This window comes from Wukongibacter baidiensis (assembly GCF_050888315.1).
Taxonomy (GTDB): Bacteria; Bacillota; Clostridia; order Peptostreptococcales; family Caminicellaceae; genus Wukongibacter; species Wukongibacter baidiensis.
Genome location: NZ_CP138202.1, coordinates 1,914,138 through 1,932,383 on the forward strand (window position 1 = coordinate 1,914,138; position 18,246 = coordinate 1,932,383).

The 18,246-nt window shown below is 33.3% G+C and carries 14 protein-coding genes; 6 read left to right on the plus strand and 8 right to left on the minus strand.

The genetic code is table 11. The features are described 5' to 3' along the window. Positions 1 to 26 precede the first annotated feature (26 nt). On the plus strand, positions 27 to 1,475 hold the full coding sequence (locus R9X47_RS08690; protein ID WP_432666409.1) for a YjiH family protein: 1,449 nt from the start codon (positions 27 to 29) through the stop codon (positions 1,473 to 1,475). Positions 1,476 to 1,715: 240 nt separating this feature from the next. Further along, a complete protein-coding gene (locus R9X47_RS08695; RefSeq protein WP_432666410.1) occupies positions 1,716 to 1,847 on the plus strand; it encodes a hypothetical protein in 132 nt (43 codons plus the stop codon). An 83-nt stretch (positions 1,848 to 1,930) separates the two neighbouring features. Here the strand turns inward: R9X47_RS08695 and R9X47_RS08700 are convergent, their stop codons facing one another. The 7 genes from R9X47_RS08700 to R9X47_RS08730 form a co-directional block, all read right to left on the minus strand. Next, positions 1,931 to 3,235 carry a DUF4179 domain-containing protein gene (locus R9X47_RS08700; protein ID WP_432666411.1) on the minus strand — a complete coding sequence of 435 codons (1,305 nt, stop codon included), beginning with the start codon at positions 3,233 to 3,235 and terminating at the stop codon, positions 1,931 to 1,933. Further along, complete coding sequence (locus tag R9X47_RS08705; RefSeq protein ID WP_432666412.1) at positions 3,222 to 3,749, minus strand: sigma-70 family RNA polymerase sigma factor; 528 nt, start codon at positions 3,747 to 3,749, stop codon at positions 3,222 to 3,224. The genes R9X47_RS08700 and R9X47_RS08705 overlap by 14 nt, the downstream gene beginning before the upstream one ends. Before the next feature lie 330 nt (positions 3,750 to 4,079). Next, positions 4,080 to 4,760: a TVP38/TMEM64 family protein gene (locus R9X47_RS08710; RefSeq protein ID WP_432666413.1), complete on the minus strand. Its 681-nt coding sequence runs from the start codon at positions 4,758 to 4,760 to the stop codon at positions 4,080 to 4,082. 92 nt (positions 4,761 to 4,852) lie between these two features. Then, complete coding sequence (locus R9X47_RS08715) at positions 4,853 to 5,905, minus strand: M20/M25/M40 family metallo-hydrolase (RefSeq protein WP_432666414.1); 1,053 nt, start codon at positions 5,903 to 5,905, stop codon at positions 4,853 to 4,855. A gap of 127 nt (positions 5,906 to 6,032) precedes the next feature. Beyond that, positions 6,033 to 6,806, minus strand: a complete 774-nt coding sequence (locus R9X47_RS08720; RefSeq protein WP_432666415.1) for a hypothetical protein — start codon at positions 6,804 to 6,806, stop codon at positions 6,033 to 6,035. Positions 6,807 to 6,902: 96 nt separating this feature from the next. Beyond that, entirely contained in the window at positions 6,903 to 7,937 is a 1,035-nt protein-coding gene (locus R9X47_RS08725; protein WP_432666416.1) for a M42 family metallopeptidase, read from the minus strand. A 191-nt stretch (positions 7,938 to 8,128) separates the two neighbouring features. Then, positions 8,129 to 9,094, minus strand: a complete 966-nt coding sequence (locus R9X47_RS08730; protein WP_432666417.1) for a helix-turn-helix transcriptional regulator — start codon at positions 9,092 to 9,094, stop codon at positions 8,129 to 8,131. A gap of 294 nt (positions 9,095 to 9,388) precedes the next feature. Here R9X47_RS08730 and R9X47_RS08735 point away from each other — a divergent pair, with 294 nt between their 5' ends. The 4 genes from R9X47_RS08735 (at position 9,389) to R9X47_RS08750 (ending at position 12,871) form a co-directional block, all read left to right on the plus strand. Continuing rightward, complete coding sequence (locus R9X47_RS08735; RefSeq protein ID WP_432666418.1) at positions 9,389 to 9,526, plus strand: hypothetical protein; 138 nt, start codon at positions 9,389 to 9,391, stop codon at positions 9,524 to 9,526. Next, on the plus strand, positions 9,526 to 11,097 hold the full coding sequence (locus R9X47_RS08740) for a sodium/proline symporter (protein ID WP_432666419.1): 1,572 nt from the start codon (positions 9,526 to 9,528) through the stop codon (positions 11,095 to 11,097). Before R9X47_RS08735 ends, R9X47_RS08740 begins: the two co-directional genes overlap by 1 nt. 38 nt (positions 11,098 to 11,135) lie before the next feature. Beyond that, on the plus strand, positions 11,136 to 11,627 hold the full coding sequence (locus tag R9X47_RS08745; protein WP_432666420.1) for a hypothetical protein: 492 nt from the start codon (positions 11,136 to 11,138) through the stop codon (positions 11,625 to 11,627). A gap of 182 nt (positions 11,628 to 11,809) precedes the next feature. After that, positions 11,810 to 12,871 carry a GGDEF domain-containing protein gene (locus tag R9X47_RS08750; RefSeq protein WP_432666421.1) on the plus strand — a complete coding sequence of 354 codons (1,062 nt, stop codon included), beginning with the start codon at positions 11,810 to 11,812 and terminating at the stop codon, positions 12,869 to 12,871. A gap of 217 nt (positions 12,872 to 13,088) precedes the next feature. Here the strand turns inward: R9X47_RS08750 and R9X47_RS08755 are convergent, their stop codons facing one another. Then, on the minus strand, positions 13,089 to 18,221 hold the full coding sequence (locus tag R9X47_RS08755) for a diguanylate cyclase (RefSeq protein WP_432666422.1): 5,133 nt from the start codon (positions 18,219 to 18,221) through the stop codon (positions 13,089 to 13,091). Between the last annotated feature and the right edge of the window lie 25 nt (positions 18,222 to 18,246).

Sequence of the window (18,246 nt, forward strand, 5' to 3'; positions counted from 1 at the left end):
ACAAATAAAGATCGGGGGAGTTAATTTTGGTAGATAATACAATGAACTTTGAGAACAACAACACTGACCCTAATGATCCTAATAACCTTGACTCAATAATTTTGGATAAAAAAAGTTATACAACGGGCTTATTAAAATCAATATTTTTTACGACTATTGCTATTATAGTGTTCTTTATTCCATTTAATATAGGTGGAAAATCAGACGTTCTATTTGGTTTTATTTACAATTACTTTATAAATCTTTTCGGCAATCTCGGCCTCTGGATCATAACCGGCCTCATTATAGTCAATGCCTTTGCCAGCTTCTATGGAAAATTTGCTGCAAAAGAAGGCTCTTGGTTTGGTGAATATTATGGACATGACTCAGTTTTTCATCCTTTTTTCTATCTTTTAGGTGCAATATATACGGTTATATATACATTACATGTTAGTTTTGAACAATTTGTTGGTCCCGAATGGATTGTTGGTGGAGGAACAGGTGGAACTGTGATACCTTTTATTGTTGTTGCTGTTGCATGGATTATCCCTGTCGGTGCTTTCTTCATGCCATTTCTATTAAGTTATGGCGGAATCGATTTTATTGGAGCTATACTTGAACCTTTTATGAGACCTGTATTCAGGGTCCCTGGTAAAAGTGCAATAGATGCCATCGCCTCCTTTGTAAGCTCTTCATCAATGGCAGTTATAATTACAAGTAAACTTTATAAAACAAATACCTATACAAAACGAGAAGCAGCCGTAATTGCTACATGCTTTAGTGCTGTAAGTGTTGGATTTGCTGTTCTTGTAATAAAAACAGCAGGCTTAAGTGAGCATTTTATAAAGGTTTATTTTTCATCCTTTATAATTGCCTTTATAATTACTTTTTTCATGGTTAGAATTCCCCCATTGTCTAAAAAGCCTAATGTTTATTTTAATGGAAGAATTCAAAGTGAAGAAGAGCGAGTTAATGAAGCTAAGTTTGAGCTTGGTATTTTTAAGAGGGGCGTTGATAGAGCAGCAAAAAGAGCATATACAGCAGACAGTATTTTTAAAGAAATTAGATCTAGCTTGATCGACGGCTATACAGTAATTCCTAAGGTATTAGCCCTATTATCAGCAGTAGGTATAACGGGCCTAATCATTGCTGAATATACTCCTTTTTTCGAATGGGTTGGTATGTTATTCGTTCCTTTGTTAAAATTGTTAGCTATTCCTAATGCAGTTGAAATTGCTCCTTCTGTGCCAGTTGGAATTGCTGAGATGTTCCTACCAGTTTTATTAATAGCAGAAAAAGTAGATGTATTAGACATTGGTGCTAGATATTTCGTTACTGCTCTATCCATGGTTCAAATTATTTTCTTCTCTGAAACTATTGTTGTTATGATAGCCACAAGGCTACCAGTTAAATTGTGGGAATTGGTTGTTTGTTTCACTCAAAGAACGCTTATAGCAATTCCTATTATTGCATTAGCTATGCATATATTATTTTAATACATCCAATATAAAAGAATTCAAATGGATGTTTTAGAATGACGAATTTCAAAACTTTGAACTTCATTCATTCCGAAACACTCCGGGACTGTACTCATAAGACTCTTTTATGATACAGTCCTTTGTTTTGTTTAAGTATAAAGATCATTTTTTTTGACAATACTTAATGCATAGCTGTTCATTTACTCCTCATTTTACCTAGATAATATTTATAACCATTTTGTTTGGAGGAGTGGTCTAATGGATCTTAAAATAAGTATTGACATTGCTATCAATGGGGTTAGTATACAAACAATATCAGCCATTGTTACCATTGTATATAGCATATGGACCATTCACTCAAGACAAAATCATTTGAAATACCAAGGATAAATTTCTTAAAAACTAAAGATAAATTATTCTAAAGTCAGATGATAAATTTTATCGGTTCAATGAGCGTAGGTGAACAGCTTTTATTAATTTGTATCTATATCTATAGTTTTGTTGTATATTTTTTCATAGGTCATCCTTTTGATATCAAATTGTAACTTCTCTCCATTTCCCGGGAAACGTAAAGTTCTAGTGTGAAGAATAGTACCATCCTCCCTCTTAATATAATCATCTGCTATTGTTCTATCCAATTCCACAGATTCTCCATCTATTATTAAGTATACTCTTGTAAGGACAGTATTCTTTTGGGTACAAATAGTAATATAAGTGTCTCCTTTAGATTCATACATATCCTTAATTTCTATATTTTGACCTAAAATATCCACCGACTGACTTATAGAGCCTTTATTTAATTCAATCTTTTTCTCGACATCATGATCTGCGGAAAAACTAATAACCTTTATCTGGAGCTTTTCTAGATCAACTGGCAATGCATCATAGCTAAACTCAAAAGTTATTCCATTTAAATCTGTACTCATGCTACTACCTTGACTCTGTACTTTTTCTCCATTAGCAATTAAATCTACTTCTAAATGGTCTGGTCTAAACCTTTCTCCTGTTAAATGGTCCTTTACAAGTTCTACTATATCCTGTATATCTCCTTTTACAATGGTACTGGTTGGTGATGCTAAGATAGATTTAAAACGAATTTTTGTCTCATCAACCTTTATACTTTTGTTTATAGCTTTTTTCAAAGTATGGCCCATGGCCTTATTTCTATCTAACATAAAGCTTACTTCGCCTTCTTCTCTCACATTATCTTCAGTCCAATTAAAACTTAAGCTTAACTTCTTTTCAAAAAAACGTGGCTTTTCAAACTCCGACATATACTTAAGTTCTGTCTTTTCATCGTTCATTTCACCAATGCTGCTTCTATGAAAATATTCTCCAAACCTTCCTTTAATAACCATTGGGAAAAGATCTACCGTATTAACCTTTTTCCTAGGGTCCTTTATAGTATAAAAGGTTATAAGTTTATTATCGTCAAGCATAATTCCGTCTAAGGTTATTGTCACACCATTTTCAAAGGTATAACTTTTCCCAATAAGCTGACCTTTTCCAGATTCGTTCAGCCTATTTAACGTTCCATTCATGACGCCTTCATATCCTATGAGCCTCTTGGTATAGAAAGCTAATGTATCAAAGTTATAGCTAACTAACAAAAGAAAAACAACAGCTACAGCAGCCTTTGCCTTCCAATTATATTTTATTGTCCTTCTATGATTTTTGTTTTTCAAAGCATCCTTTAGTCTCTTTTCCATTTCATCTGGTACTTCCATTTGTTCAATTTCCAGTTTCTTCTCATTAAGAATTTTTTCAACTTCTTTCATAGCCTTCACCTCCTAAGCTCTCCTTCAACCGTCTAATCCCTATGGAGATACGGGACTTTACAGTTCCTATAGGTATATTTAGTAAATCGCTTATGGATTTATAGTCCAAATCTAGAAAGTACCTAAGCTTCAAGACCTCTTGATGTTTTCTATTCAACTTAGCCATATGTCTTTCTAAGATTAACTGTTCATCTTTTTGTTCAAATCCACCTTCCGAAGCCTCTTCCCTAACAGACTCTAAACTAAAAAAACTTTTTCGTTTTGCTAGGAGTTTCTTACAACGATTTACCAAAATGGTTTTGCTCCAGCTATAGAAGGCTTCCTCCTTTTTTAACCGATGTATACTCTCATATAAGATCACTATCATATCCTCCAAGGCATCCAAAGCATCTTCTTTATTCCTCATATATGTATAGGCTAATTTATAATAATCTTGCTTCTCAGCCATAATTAACTGCACCAATGCATCTTTATTCCCTTGCTTTGCATCCTTAATAAGCTTGTCGATATCCATGTTTGCACCTCGCTTCCATATATAAGAGTATTTATGTGCTGAAAAAGTTCATTTAAATTCTATAAAATGTACGAAAATTTATCAATAGTTGCAAATCTTACTCAGTTTATTAACTGTAGATGTGTGACTGAAAAACTCCATAAACGAAAATAACCTCTGAGGTTTCCTTTTTGCGATTTTTATGAATCTGTTTTTACCTTTAATCTTCAAATTAAAAACAGGTTCATAGCATGAGCTAAAAGGATTCTCAGAGGTTACTTGAGTTAGCTTAACTTATCATTCACACATCTATTCTAGCAGAACTACTCCTTTTTATATTTATTACTATTTTTATGACTTTTTCTTCTGAATCCATCCCGGAATGAGTGATAATATTACGAAGAAAACTGCACCAATACCTAGATATATCAGCGTCTTCCCTATTCCCGCTCCATTTACTATTGCACCACTAGTAAAGGTAAAAGCAATCGTTCCAGGAAGCATGCATATCCATGAAACTAATACATATGTTCCGAAGTTAATTTTAGTAAGTCCATAGGCAAAGTTTTGCAGATTGAAGGGAAATATAGGTACTAATCTAGTTATCATTAGCATTCTCCACCCTTGCTTCTCCACGCCTTCATCTATCTTCTTAAACTGTTCGTTTCCTTCTACCCAGCCTTCAACCATACCTCTTGCAGCGTATCTGGCAACTAAAAATGCTACAGATGCTCCTATTGTTGAACCAATCGAAGCCCATACCGTTCCCATTATAGGCCCAAAGGCAAACCCTGCCAATAGAGCTATAGGTATGCCTGGTAAAAAGAATAAACAAGCTGCTATATATAACAATATATATATGACTGGCCCAAATATGCCAAACCCAGCTATCCAACTTTTAAGATTTTGGATGTTTTCTATACTTATATAGTTAAAAGCACCTAAAACCTTTAATAATATTACTGCGGCAACTAACAATATGGCTATTATAATTATCTTAGTAAAACCTCTTTTCTTATCACCTTCTGCCATAAAAATACCTCCAATTGTATTCTATAGATGTGTGACAAAGAAGTCTTACATACTGTTGTCCCTTGAGTAAGTTTAGCTTCAACCGCACACATCTAAATAGGTTTTAAACTTTCATCTCCCTTTAGGCTAAGAATAGTCTTAGTTAATAACTCTATCTCATTTTCAATATCGATTAAGTTTGCAACTTCTGAAGGTGAATGCATATACCTGAGTGGTAAAGAGACTAAAGCCACAGGAACACCCTTTCCACTAAACCTAATTTTATCGGCATCGGTTCCTGTTAATCTAGGTGTCAATTCATATTGAATAGGTATATTATTTCCCTCAGCTGCATTTTCTAATAATTGATTTATTTTCTTGTTTATTGGTGACCCCTTTGATAGGATAGGTCCCTTACCTAGTTCAACACTTCCATGCTTTTTCTTGTCTATATCAGGATAGTCTGTTGCAAATGAAACATCGCAAGCTATAGCCATATCGGGCTCTATATTACTTCCTGCAAAATATGCTCCACCCATGTTTGTTTCCTCATTTACAGTGCTTACTGCATAAACTGCTACGTTTGTATCCTGCTCAGCAACCTTTCTTAAGACCTCTGCAACGATAAATGCACCGGTTCTATTATCAAGGCCTCTCCCAACAATAGTGTCATTAAGCATATATTCATAATCTGCGCTATAAGTAACATAATCACCTATGCAAACATATTCTTCTATTTCCTCTTTGCTCTTTGCACCACAATCTACATATATATTCTCAATCTTAATCTCATCCTTAGCTCCACCTTGGTGTTCTGCCCTTACTCCTATTACGCCGTTTAACTCGCCTTTTTTACCCATAACCTTTACCCTCATACCTAACGCAAGCTTGGGATTAATTCCCCCTGCCTGTGTAAGATATAGATACCCATTCTCATCAATATAATTCACCATGAATGAAATTTCATCGCAATGACCTGCCAGCATAACCTTAAAGGGTTTATCAGTGTTAACAGATGCTATCACATTGCCAACCATATCAGTTTCAACCTTATCTGCAAAGGGATTTACGTATTCCATCCATTTCTTCTGTATTTCTACTTCATCTCCCGATGGGGAAAATGTTGATAAAAGTTCTTCTAAAAATTGCTTCGACTGTTCTCTCATTATTTTACCTCCATTATGTATGATTATATAGTTTTATAATAACATAAATTATACAAAAACGGGGCTGTCCCATAAAGCAATCTTATGAGTACAGCCCTGGGGTGTTTCAGAATGACGAATTTCTGCGTTATTCTGAGATATCCCTGTTTATCATTTGTGCGTCTACCTGCGTCGGATATATTTCTCTTATAAGCTCTGGGTAAACTGTTATTTCATCGCCTATGTTTAAGTCAGAATGATTGAAGTTTAGAACTGTTCTTCCTAAAACATATACTTCGTACTTCAAACCGTCTTTATCTTCTGTATCTAATACCATTTCTCCAGTCTTTTCTACTCTTCTTATCTCTTTAACAATTAAGTTTAGCTTCGAAGCTTCATTATAAAAATCAATTAGAATATTTCCTTCTGTTCTTTCCAGATATTCAACAGTTATTTCAGTACCTTTTTCTAAAAAGATCTCTCCATAGGATTCAAAATCTAAGTCCCCATCCTTTGTTGTAATAGTAAGTTTATTTTCACTAACATTCTTAATTTCACCTGAAACTTTTTCTATTAGCTCACCCATATTTGTATGTCTTACACTAAAATCCTCTATTTTAAATTTCTCTAGTTCAAATTCGTTATCCTTTATTTTTATAACACCAACAGTTTCTCCTAAGTAAAAGTTCTTTGTTTTTTCTGGAGCTACTTTAAAAATTTCAACTATATCTCCCGTTATTACATGAACACCCTCTGTTGTAAACTCCATGATTTCTCCAACTGTTTCATACTTATCAGTGACTTGAACTTTCTTATCTTCATCAACTGGGTTAGTATTTTGGTCACTTTCTACAGCACTGCTACATCCTGCTAGAATCATCCCTAATACTAAAACCATAACTATAAATTTATTTTTTTTCATTTTTATCGCCTCCTACCTTCTTAGACGATAAGTTGTAGGTTTTGTTCCAACTTTTTTTAATCTTTTATATCTTATTAAAATATTTTTTGCTAATCTTTACATTATATAAGCAACTAAAAGCTTAATAGTATTTATTAACCCCTTCATATGAGTACGTTCCATAGAATGTGATGCATGTACTCCTGGTCCGATTAGACCTCCAGTAATATTATTCCCCCCACTAAGTGCAGCCGACACATCTGATCCGTAGCGTGGATATATATCTACGGCATAGTCTATATCATTTTTCTTGGCTAGTTCAACCAGTTTTGAAACGATACCATAGTCATATGGACCTGATGAATCCTTTGCACAGATTGATACCTGAGTCTCCTTACAGTTTAGATCATCACCCATAGCCCCCATATCTATTGCTATTAATTCATCAATATCATCGGGAATAAATGATGCCCCATGACCTACCTCTTCATAGGTCGAAATAAATATCTTGATATTATTCTTAGGAATCAGTTTATTTGATTTTAGTAGTTCCATCAGACCAAAGAGTATAGCTACTCCTGCCTTATCATCTAAATGTCTAGATTTTATAAATCCATTTTCCATTATTGTTGCTCTTGAATCAAAGGATATAAAGTCTCCTGTATCAATCCCTAAAGCCTCCACATCTTCCTTAGATTCTACCAGTTCATCAATACGAATTTCCATGTTTTCTTCTTCACGCTTTTGATCCTTAGCATCTGAGTAAACATGTACAGAAGGTTTAGTAGTAAGAACCGTACCATCATATACCTTTCCGCTTCTTGTATGTATTTTACAGTACTCCCCTTCTACTGTAGACATCATATATCCACCTATAGAAGTATATCTGATGGTTCCAGAACTTTTTATAGAACGAACCATAGCACCTAGCGTATCTACATGGGCTGAAAGCCCTATAGTATAATCTGGGTTTTCTCCTGGTATTGTTATAATGCCGCATCCTTTCTTAATTTTTTCAAATCCGTATCCTAAATCCTTAACTTTCTTTTCAACTTTATCCATTATCTTATGACAATATCCGCTAGGACTTGGCGTGTTAAGAAGCATTTTTAAAATATCCTGTAAATAGGTCTTGTTAGTATTAAATTCCATAAGAACCTCCTCTAAGACTTGTTATTTTTCCAAATCATATCAAATGTTACTCTTCCCTATTATATCAATAAATAATAGGCTTGTTTATAAGTAAACTTGGATTTTTCGTAATTATTACTTCCAAAATCTTTACTTTTTATACTATAGGATTTATGTGTATCTAATAAAAATAAGTATAAGATTAACCCTTGTTAAATATAATTTTCTTTTAATACTTCAATTTTTTCCTTAATACTATCTATAAGATGTTGTGGAGCAATAATCTGTACGGACTCAGGATTTCGCAAAGCCAGTTCTATATAATCACCAAAATACGTAGTTTTAACAGATATCTGCATGATTGGTCCATCCTTATCAATTTCAGCAAACTTAAGATATTTGTCATACTTTAGTCTCTCATATAATGGCTTATCAATCTTCATAACTACGCTCTCACTTTCTTCACTTTTTGCATCCAGTGCGTAGGCTGCTATTTCAGTATAATCATTCTTAATTAATTTTCTATCTAGAGTAAAGGTTTCATCGATAAGCTCTATACCTTTTATTCTATCAAGTCGAAATGTCCTCATGGCCTTTCTCATACGACAATATCCCTTTAGATACCATGCCCCTTGTATAAATAATAGAACATGGGGTTCAACAATTCTTGTAGTAACCTCGAGGGCAGCCGGTGTAAAATATGAAATCCTAATACATCGGTTAAGCCTAAAGCTAGCTCTAAGTACATCAAACCATTTATCAGAATCGATTATTGGAGCAATATTCATTATATCAAAATGGATTCGCCCCTGTATATTTAATGCCTCTTGTTTTAGCGAAGATGCCATTATGTTTTCTATTTTAAGGGAAGCCGATTGAATATATTTTGAAAATCCAGGCATATTGAGTTGATTAACTAATTTATGAGTCAGCATTAACGAAAGGATTTCTTCTTCAGTAAAACTAACACTTGGAAGCCAGTAATCATCAAGAAGCTCGTATCCCCCATCCTTGCCATAATGGGCTACAATTGGTACTTGCATTTGACTGAGGGCATCAATATCTCTATATATTGTTCGGATATTTACCTCAAGTTTTTCGGATAACTCTTTTGCAGTTAAACGTTCATGCTTTGATAGTGCCATAATAATAGCATTAAGCCTTTCTGTTTTTTTCATATACTTCACCCCTGAACTAATACTTAACGCAGATTATTCATAGATAATTAAATACTCTGTTTCACCCTCTTCAGTTTCCCATGAATAATCTGGGCTTAATAAAAAAATCCATTATCCCATTATATTATACTACTATAAATCTCGCATCACATCGCTATTTTTTTATTCATTGAGCTCCAATAATCTTGTTAATCTTTTATTTAGTCTCATACTTTCAATCATTAGCAATATATTTTATATAAGAAGAGTTTGTCTCTAATAGTCCAAGCTAATATCTATTAAGGAGGTAATTCTATGATTTTTGGTATGCCCGCAAGCGATTTTTGGACATTTGCTATATGGCCTATTTTGTGGACTGTATTATCAATCTATCTCTATTTCAGAATGGCCATAGCCGATGCAAGGGAAGAAAAGATGGAGGTGGATAATTAATGGCCGTTGAAAAAATTGTTTTTTTCATTTACCTGTTAGGACTTATTGGCGTAGGTCTCTATTTTCAAAAAGGTACACAAAGCTCTGAGGATTATTTATTAGGAGGCAGAAGCTTGGGACCTGCTGTAACTGCACTAACCATGCAATCTACTTCAATGAGTGGTTATATGTTTATGGGAGGACCAGCCTATGCATATCAAGTAGGATGGTTTAGTTTGTTCTATGCCGTTGGAGATGCTGGCGGTAGTATTTTTAATATTGCGGTTCTTGGGAAGAGGATGAGACGCCTTTCAGAGATTTTAGGCTGTTTATCTCCGATTGAATATCTAGAAAAGAGATACGAATCCTCTGTCGTTAGAATTGTCGCTTCATTTATTTCTTTAGTATTTCTATCGGGATACGTTATAGCTCAGTTTATTGCCGCAGGTAAAGCAATGTCATCATTGCTGGGAATATCCTTCCCTGTAGCCCTCATAGGCGGTGTAGCAGTTATTCTATTCTATACGGTTTCTGGAGGATATCTTGCTGTATGTTGGACTGACTTTATCCAGGGGATTATAATGGTTCTAGCCATGATAGGTATTCTTTTCCTAGGACTAAGACACATTGGTGGACTCACTGGATTAAACACTTCCCTCGCTCAGATTGATCCAACCTATCTTAGTAAATGGGGTAAAGGACTTCAATATCAAGGCCAATATGGAGTAGTTATTGGAGCTATACTAATATATTTAGTTGGTTATATGGGTCTACCCCATGTTGTTGTAAGACATATGTCTATGAAAAGTACAAAAACTGCTAAAACTGCACTACTTTATGCAACTTTCTGGAATCAATTCTTTATATTCTCACCATATATCCTAGGTTTAATTGGAATCATCTTACTACCAAATCTTGCAGATCCAGAAATGGTTGTACCAGAGCTAGCCTTTTCATTATTCCCAGGTGTAATAGCAGCAATAGTGCTTTCTGCTGTAATGGCAGCTATCATGAGCACCGCTGATTCACAGTTGATGCAGACAGGTACCATCTTGTCACGTGATATCTACCAGCGTTTTATTAATCCCGATGCCAATGATAAAGAACTTCTTATAGCTTCAAGGGTAATGGTATTTGCAACTGGAATTGTAGGTGTTGCCATTGCACTGATCCAACCACCTGCCGTATTTGGCTTAGTTGTATTTGCTTTTGGAGTTCTCGGCTGCTCATTTACAGTTCCTTATATTGCGGCTGTATATTCTAAAAATGCAAATAGCGTTGGTTGTTTGGCTGCAATGATTGGTGGCGGCGGAACAAACTTTATCTGGACAGTATTAAAGCTTGAATCCGCTACAGCCATACATCCATTCTTTGCAGGTCTAATTGCCTCTATATCATGTATGCTTATTTTCAATAGGTTTGGTAAAAAGCCTTCAAAAGAAATTATCGATGCAATCGACAAGGCGAGTGGTAAGTCTATAATGAATGTGCCTAAGGGCATAGAAATGAATACATCTAAAATGCTTGCACCAGAGGCAAAAGCAGTTTCTGCCTTTATGGCTAACAGAAATCCCTTAGCAACTAAAGGCTAAAATTAATCTAGAAAATAATGAACAGGAGACTAAATTCTATGGAAATAAATTCTTTGAAGAGTGAAATATCTTCTGATACTGCCTTAAAGATTCTTAAGAAAAAGGAACCATCGTTAAAAATTCGATCCTTGGAGCTCATTTACTATCCCTATTTTAGAGTCATAGCTTCTGTAAAGACTAAATTGTTAGCTAAAAAAGTAGATGGAAGTATTTCATGTATAGTTGATTTAGTTAATGGTACCGAAGCACTTACTGGGGATATAAACAAAAAGATACAAATAAGCGTCGATAGAAATAATGTACTACAAATATCTATTGATATGGATGATGCAAGAAAAAAAGCACTTAGCTTTATCCGACATGCGGTATTGCAAAAAATGAAGGTCCTTAAGGTACCTAAAATAACCCTAGAAAGTGAAGATTTCTTATACAAACCCTATTGGATCATACATTGTATAGGTAAGCAAAAGAATGACTTTTACTTGTTAATGGATAGTATTAACGGTTCATTCCACTTGCTCCAACCATAAAAAAAGGCAGTCCATAAAGTATTTTCTTATTAATAACTTTGTGTGCTGCCTTTCGCAGGTATCCTTTGAAGTATTATGAACTACTTCTATAATATGTCAAAAAAATTGATATTTTATGAGTTATCTACTATAATTTACACATAAACTCATATTTTGATAGGGATAAATGCGAGGAGGATTTCATGGTAGCCATTAGAAGAAAGTCTTCATTAATAATAATTATTACTGTCTGTCTTTTCCTTTTATTAAGCAGTGGTGGTCTTTATACCATATACTTAACAAATATTATTGAACCTGATGCAAAAGCTATTAATAAATTAGGAATAATAAGAGGATCCGTCCAACGTCTTGTAAAGCTAGAATTACATAATGAACAAGATTCTGAGCTTCTATATAGTATTGATACTTTAATAGATGAGTTTAAAACAAAAAAAATAGATATCTATGATAGTGATAATAAAGTAGAAGACTCCTTAGAAGATTTAGAACAAGCATGGATACATCTAAAACAATTGATATATATTTATAGGGTAAATCCCACTGAGTATAATGAAAAAGTGCTTATAGAGAAGAGTGAAGAAATATGGGACAAGTCTAACCACACAGTATTTATATCCCAAATATTGTCGGAAAGAAAAATTAATAATTATAAAAAGAGCTTCATACTATTTTTCTTAAACCTGATTTTAGTGGTCATCATCATCATTTTAATCAAAAAATATGTTAAGGATACATTAGAATCTTTAGTAAACTACGATGGACTGACAAAGAGCTTTAATAGAAATTATTTTAATGAATTTTTAAAGTCACAGATAAAAATATCAGAAAGATATAATAAGGACTTATCCTTACTGATACTCGATATAGACTATTTTAAAAAAGTAAATGACGAGCATGGTCATTATACTGGAGACAATGTATTAAAGGAATTATCAAATATTGTTCATGAAAACATAAGGCAAAGTGATGTATTTGCAAGGATTGGAGGAGAAGAATTTGCGCTCATTCTTCCTGAAACCAGCGTTGAAAATGCAATGATTCTTTCTGAAAAATTGAGAAGCATGATTGAAAGACATAACTTTAATGGAGTAGGTCAAATCACCATAAGTGTTGGTATCTCTGAGTTTTCTATGGGTGACAATCCTGATACTATATATAAAAAAGCTGATATAGCTTTGTATAAGGCTAAAAACAATGGAAGAAATCGATGCGAAATCGAAGTAGAAAACTTAGGTATGGGTTAAGAATAATATAATTTAAATTTCTTAACAAAAAGAATACGGGGCTGTCTCATAAAGGAATCTTATGAGTACAGCCCTGGAGTGTTTCAGAATGAATGAAGTTCAAGGTTTTTAAATTTCAGCGGTTTGGCTAGTACTAATGTACGTGCCAAGTCGATGAAATTTAAAATAACGCGGAAATTCATCATTCTGAGACACTCCCATCTTCTTTTTTATTCTATTATTTAATTTCTATTCTATTTCTCCCATTTCTTTTAGCCTGATCAAGCAGTTTATCAGCCTTTCGTATAAGTTCCTCACTGGTTTCGTCTGTTAGTGTTACAACTCCACCACTTATGGTAACTGCTACTTCTCCATTGATACAGGTATAATTCATTATGTTTTTCCTTATTCGTTCTGCCACATGCTGAGCATCATTAAGTTCTGTATCATCTAGCAATACTAAGAACTCTTCCCCTCCATACCGTCCAATCATATCCTGCTCTCTAAGCAATTCTTTAAGTATCAACGCTATTCTAGCTAAAATTTTATCACCAATACTATGTCCATACTTATCGTTGATGTCTTTAAAAGAATCTAAATCAAATTTAATAATTGATAAGCTTTTAGAATGATTTAGTGATTCATCTACCATCTTGGCCAAACTCTCAACTATATATTTATGATTGTATACTCCCGTCAGTCCATCCTTTTTAGCCATTACTTCCAGCAATTTATTATTACTATTTAACTCTTCTAGTAATTTTTCTTTTTGCTCTTGGATTTTCTGTCTTTTTTCTATCTCAGATTTTAATTGTTCACTTTTCACAAGAATCTCTCTTTTTTGCTTTTCGATTTTCTTCTCAAGACCCTGATTCATTTCCTTAATTTCTCTATACATTGAAGCATTTTCTATAGATGTTGCAGCTTGTGAAGATAATGTTTGAAGCACTTCTATTCTTTCAGAAGTAAAAACTCCAGAGATTAAATTATTCTCAAGGTATAAAACTCCCACTAGTTTACCTTTATGCATAATTGGAATACATAAAATTGATTTTGGTCTAACATTTCTAATATAAGGATCCTTTACAAAGTTCGTATCCTTTTCAGCATTATCTAAAATCACATTCTTTCTAGTTCTGCTAACATAATTTATTATTGACATTGGGATATCCTTCTGGTTTTCAAATGAAATCGGAAAGTGTATATTCACAATATTGTCTTTTATCATACCCTCAGATTTTACGATAAGTTCACCTTCCTTTTCCATAAAGAACAAACCTCTTTGTGCCCCAGAATTCTCTATTCCAATTTTCATGAGGCTTTCTAAAATATTTTCTAAAACTAACTCTTTAGAAATTGTATATGAAGCCTTCATTATAGAACTTAGATCTAATAATTTAGGATTACTACTAGTAGAATTTGTTGTCAATACCATTGAAGCTTTATCTGTAATTTCTTCTTTTCCACTAATAGATATTCTAGAGACAAGATTTGAATATCTATTGCTTAAATCCCTTACTTTTATATCCGCTCCCCAGTCCTCATATGCTTCCTTTGCTTTTTCAATATATACCTTTGCAATACAGTCAGATTCCTTACTAAAATAGAACTTAGCTGCTAGTTCACTTCCAATTGCAACATTTTGTATATATTCATTTTCATAGGCAACTTTAATCCCCTGGTTATAAAGCATTACTGCTCGTTGCTCTTTATCTTCTATACGAGCTATCTCTGCTTCAACAATCAAATATTTATGAAGGAAGTTCTCAGGACAATTCTTAGCCCACTTTTTCATTTTCTTTTGATTTCTTTTTAAAATACTTAAATACTTCACTTTCTCAGCACTTGTCAACGACTTATACAGAGCCGCTAGCGTTAAAGAGTAATAGAAGTAATAATCTGTAGAATATAATAAACCTATGGCTCCAACTATATAGTTTTGGCATTTCTCTACCGCCTCTAAGGCTTCACTGTAATTTCCTTGTAAATAAGCACACTGTAAGTCAGTAACATAATATAATGCCTTTACGGCATCTATATTGCACCCTACAATTTTTTCCTCAAATTTGCCTTCATCAAAATTATCATTATTAAAATTAAATGTACCTGTGCCCTTTAGCCCTGAAACAGCCCTTTGAATAGTAATAAAAATATATTTAATATATTCATATTTAATTTGTCTCATAAAACCGAAATACTTTTCTATCTCTTTATCTATATCATTTAGTTTGTCACCCTTTGAATACATGGTAACAATTACACTGGCTGCACAATATGCTGAAAAAACTAGATCACCTGTTTCTAATCCATCTGAGTAACCTTTTTCAAGGTATAAAATATTCTCCCTTGCATGGACTCTCCAATGATTGATAAACCAACCAAAATTGTAGTTACATTTAGCCTTTACTTCCATGTTATTAATCTTTTCATTAAGATCCAGGCTTAGTTTTCCAAATTTATATCCATCCTTATAGTTTCCAAAGACGGAACCAATAATTAATCCATATACTCCATATCCAAAAATCGAAGCATAGGAATTCCCATATTTCAAAGACAATTTCACAATTTTTAATACTACTAATACAAACAGTTTTTGATCTATTATATAAGCTACAGGAGTTAGAGCCATCAATATATCCATAATTGCAATTTTGTAGGGATCCCTCATAGAAGGTAAAAGTAATAGATCCTCAATCTTACCTGTCCCAGAACGGGCTTTAACTTTTACAAGTTCTAAAGCAACTTGAAGTTTACTTGGCTTTAGGGGTATCTTCATTCCCAATATCTTCAAGGCATAAAGTCCTATATCAACAGCTTCTTCGACCTTATCTTGATTACTATATAATATAATTTTTATTTTATAAACCTTAGCCTTTTCTAAATCTGATCTTACATTATCTAATATCATCTTAAAGAAGTCTTCTGCTTCGTCGTATTTAATATTTAGATATTCACACTCCGCTCTATTAATATATAGATCATATGTTAATTTATACTGGTCTTGCCAGCTATTCTCTGATAACAACTCCATACCTACTGTAAAATATCTGAGAGCATAATCATAAGAAGCTGAAGCTTTGGCCTTTTTCCCAGCAATTAAATTTAGTCTTGCTAATTCAATTTTTCTACTTTCATCTGTTATAAGTTCTCTTCCTCTATTAAGATGTTTAACAATATCAAATAACTTCTCATCAATTTGATTCTTTCCAGCATTCTTTAGTAAAATCATTCCTATACTATAGTTAATCACCTTTTTTAATTGTTCCGACATCATTGTATATATTGCTAGTTGAATATGATCATGTGAAAACTTCAGAGTAATTGCAGTTTCATCATTTGCTATGTATCCTTGTTGTGAATTTTTATAATTAGCTATATATGTATAGAAGTTGCTTCTAGCTTCAATTAAACCTTCCTCGACTGCAGATAATAAATCCAAACTAGTTTTAATTTGAGATTTTCCATATGCCTTCGACAATAATTTTATATCAAATTCATTTCCTAAACATGCACATATTTTCAAGATTTTTTGAGTAATCTGCGGTAACTCTTCAATCTTCTCTATCAATAAGTCAACGACATTATTCGTTATATTTAGGCTTCTAATTCTATCAATATCCCATTTCCAACAGATATTGTTAAAATCAAATTCTATCAATTTTTTTTCATGTAGTAGCCTTAGAAATTGGTTCACGAAAAAAGGGTTTCCATAGGTTTTGCTAAATATTACCTTCGCTAAGCTATTTGCCCTTTTCTCTTCACAATGAAAGGTATCTAAAATCAACATAGTTATATGATCTGTACTAAGGGTTGATAGTAAAAGATCACTACCATCTATTTCTTTCTTTTTAATCATTTCAAATAATGATAGTAAAGGTTGTTCTTTCTTTACTTCGTTATTTCTATATGTACAAACCATAAATAAATATTTTATATTTTCATCCTTCATAATAGATGTAATTAAATCAATAGTAGCAGAATCAGCCCACTGCAAATCATCAAGTAAAATGACTAAGGGGCTGCTTTCCTTAGCGAAAACTTTAATAAAGTTTTTAAATAGAAAATTAAATCTTTGTTTTGTTTCTTCAGCAGATAATTCCTGAATCAACTGTTGCTTTCCTATGATCAACTCTATTTCAGGGATTATATCGATTATAATTTGTCCATTATCGCCAAATGCATTTATGAACCGTTCTCTCCAAATCTCAACTCGCTCCTCACTTTCCGTTAAAACATGGGAGATTAATTGCCTAAATGCTTGCACAAAGGGAAAATAGGGAATATTGCGATTTAATTGGTCAAATTTCCCCGATACAAAGTATCCATCTCTATTGCTAATATGGTTTTGTACTTCATTAATTAATGATGTTTTTCCTACACCTGAAGGGCCTGAAACAAACAGGATTTTCTTCTTCCCACAGGCAACTTCTTCAAACCTATCGATTAGTCTTTTAATCTCATCATCTCGATTATATAATTTCTTTGAAATCTGAAACCTATCTAATATATCCATTTTACCTATAGCGAAATATTCTATTCTTCCCTTTTGTTCCAATTGACTAATACATTTAATTAGATCTGCTTTTATACCATAAGCACTTTGATATCTTTCTTCAGGGGTTTTAGATAATAGTTTGAGAACAATGTCCGAAACCACCTTCGGTATCTCCTTGTTTATCTCATCAGGAGCCATTGGCATTTTTGCAATATGGTTATGTATCATTTCCATAGGATCATCGGTAACAAATGGAAGCCTTCCCGTCAGCATCTCATATAAAGTTACCCCTAAGGAATAATAGTCCACACGATAATCTACACCACGATTCAGTCTTCCAGTCTGCTCTGGGGCTGTATATGCTAAGGTTCCCTCTAAGATGTCTGTTTCAATATTTCTATCATTTTCAAAGGAAGCCCAATTAGATATGCTAAAGTCAATAATTTTTACCTGACCAGTCTTTTTATCAATAATTATATTACTAGGTTTTATATCCTTATGAATAACACCTGACTTATGAATATCTCCAAGTATAGCTGAGAGCTGCAAAGCTATCTTTAAAAATACATTTAGCTGAACTTGGTTAGAATCCAAAAATTCCTTAAGAGATTCACCTGTAAAGCCCTCTAAAACCAAAATAAATCCTTCCGCATGTTTTACCAGATCATATGCCTTTAGTACGCCCTTAACCTCTAGTTTTTTCAAAATCCTATATTCGTTCTCTAATCTTAGATTCCCCTCCGTAATGGAATAGTCATCTTTGAAGGTCTTGAGAATTACAGGTGTGTTATCCTTCTCAATATATCCTTTATAAATTATTGTCTTTCCACTTGTATATAATTTTTGTGTTATTTTGTAGCCAGGTATGCTGTTCATATTGTAAACTTCCTTTCTTGCCTAA

Bases quoted from the DNA above. Each gene is read 5' to 3' on its own strand.
- R9X47_RS08695 (WP_432666410.1), top strand. From the start codon at position 1,716: ATGGATCTTAAAATAAGTATTGACATTGCTATCAATGGGGTTAGTATA.
- R9X47_RS08700 (WP_432666411.1), bottom strand. From the start codon at position 3,235: ATGAAAGAAGTTGAAAAAATTCTTAATGAGAAGAAACTGGAAATTGAA.
- R9X47_RS08705 (WP_432666412.1), bottom strand. From the start codon at position 3,749: ATGGATATCGACAAGCTTATTAAGGATGCAAAGCAAGGGAATAAAGAT.
- R9X47_RS08710 (WP_432666413.1), bottom strand. From the start codon at position 4,760: ATGGCAGAAGGTGATAAGAAAAGAGGTTTTACTAAGATAATTATAATA.
- R9X47_RS08715 (WP_432666414.1), bottom strand. From the start codon at position 5,905: ATGAGAGAACAGTCGAAGCAATTTTTAGAAGAACTTTTATCAACATTT.
- R9X47_RS08720 (WP_432666415.1), bottom strand. From the start codon at position 6,806: ATGAAAAAAAATAAATTTATAGTTATGGTTTTAGTATTAGGGATGATT.
- R9X47_RS08725 (WP_432666416.1), bottom strand. From the start codon at position 7,937: ATGGAATTTAATACTAACAAGACCTATTTACAGGATATTTTAAAAATG.
- R9X47_RS08730 (WP_432666417.1), bottom strand. From the start codon at position 9,094: ATGAAAAAAACAGAAAGGCTTAATGCTATTATTATGGCACTATCAAAG.
- R9X47_RS08735 (WP_432666418.1), top strand. From the start codon at position 9,389: ATGATTTTTGGTATGCCCGCAAGCGATTTTTGGACATTTGCTATATGG.
- R9X47_RS08740 (WP_432666419.1), top strand. From the start codon at position 9,526: ATGGCCGTTGAAAAAATTGTTTTTTTCATTTACCTGTTAGGACTTATT.
- R9X47_RS08745 (WP_432666420.1), top strand. From the start codon at position 11,136: ATGGAAATAAATTCTTTGAAGAGTGAAATATCTTCTGATACTGCCTTA.
- R9X47_RS08750 (WP_432666421.1), top strand. From the start codon at position 11,810: ATGGTAGCCATTAGAAGAAAGTCTTCATTAATAATAATTATTACTGTC.
- R9X47_RS08755 (WP_432666422.1), bottom strand. From the start codon at position 18,221: ATGAACAGCATACCTGGCTACAAAATAACACAAAAATTATATACAAGT.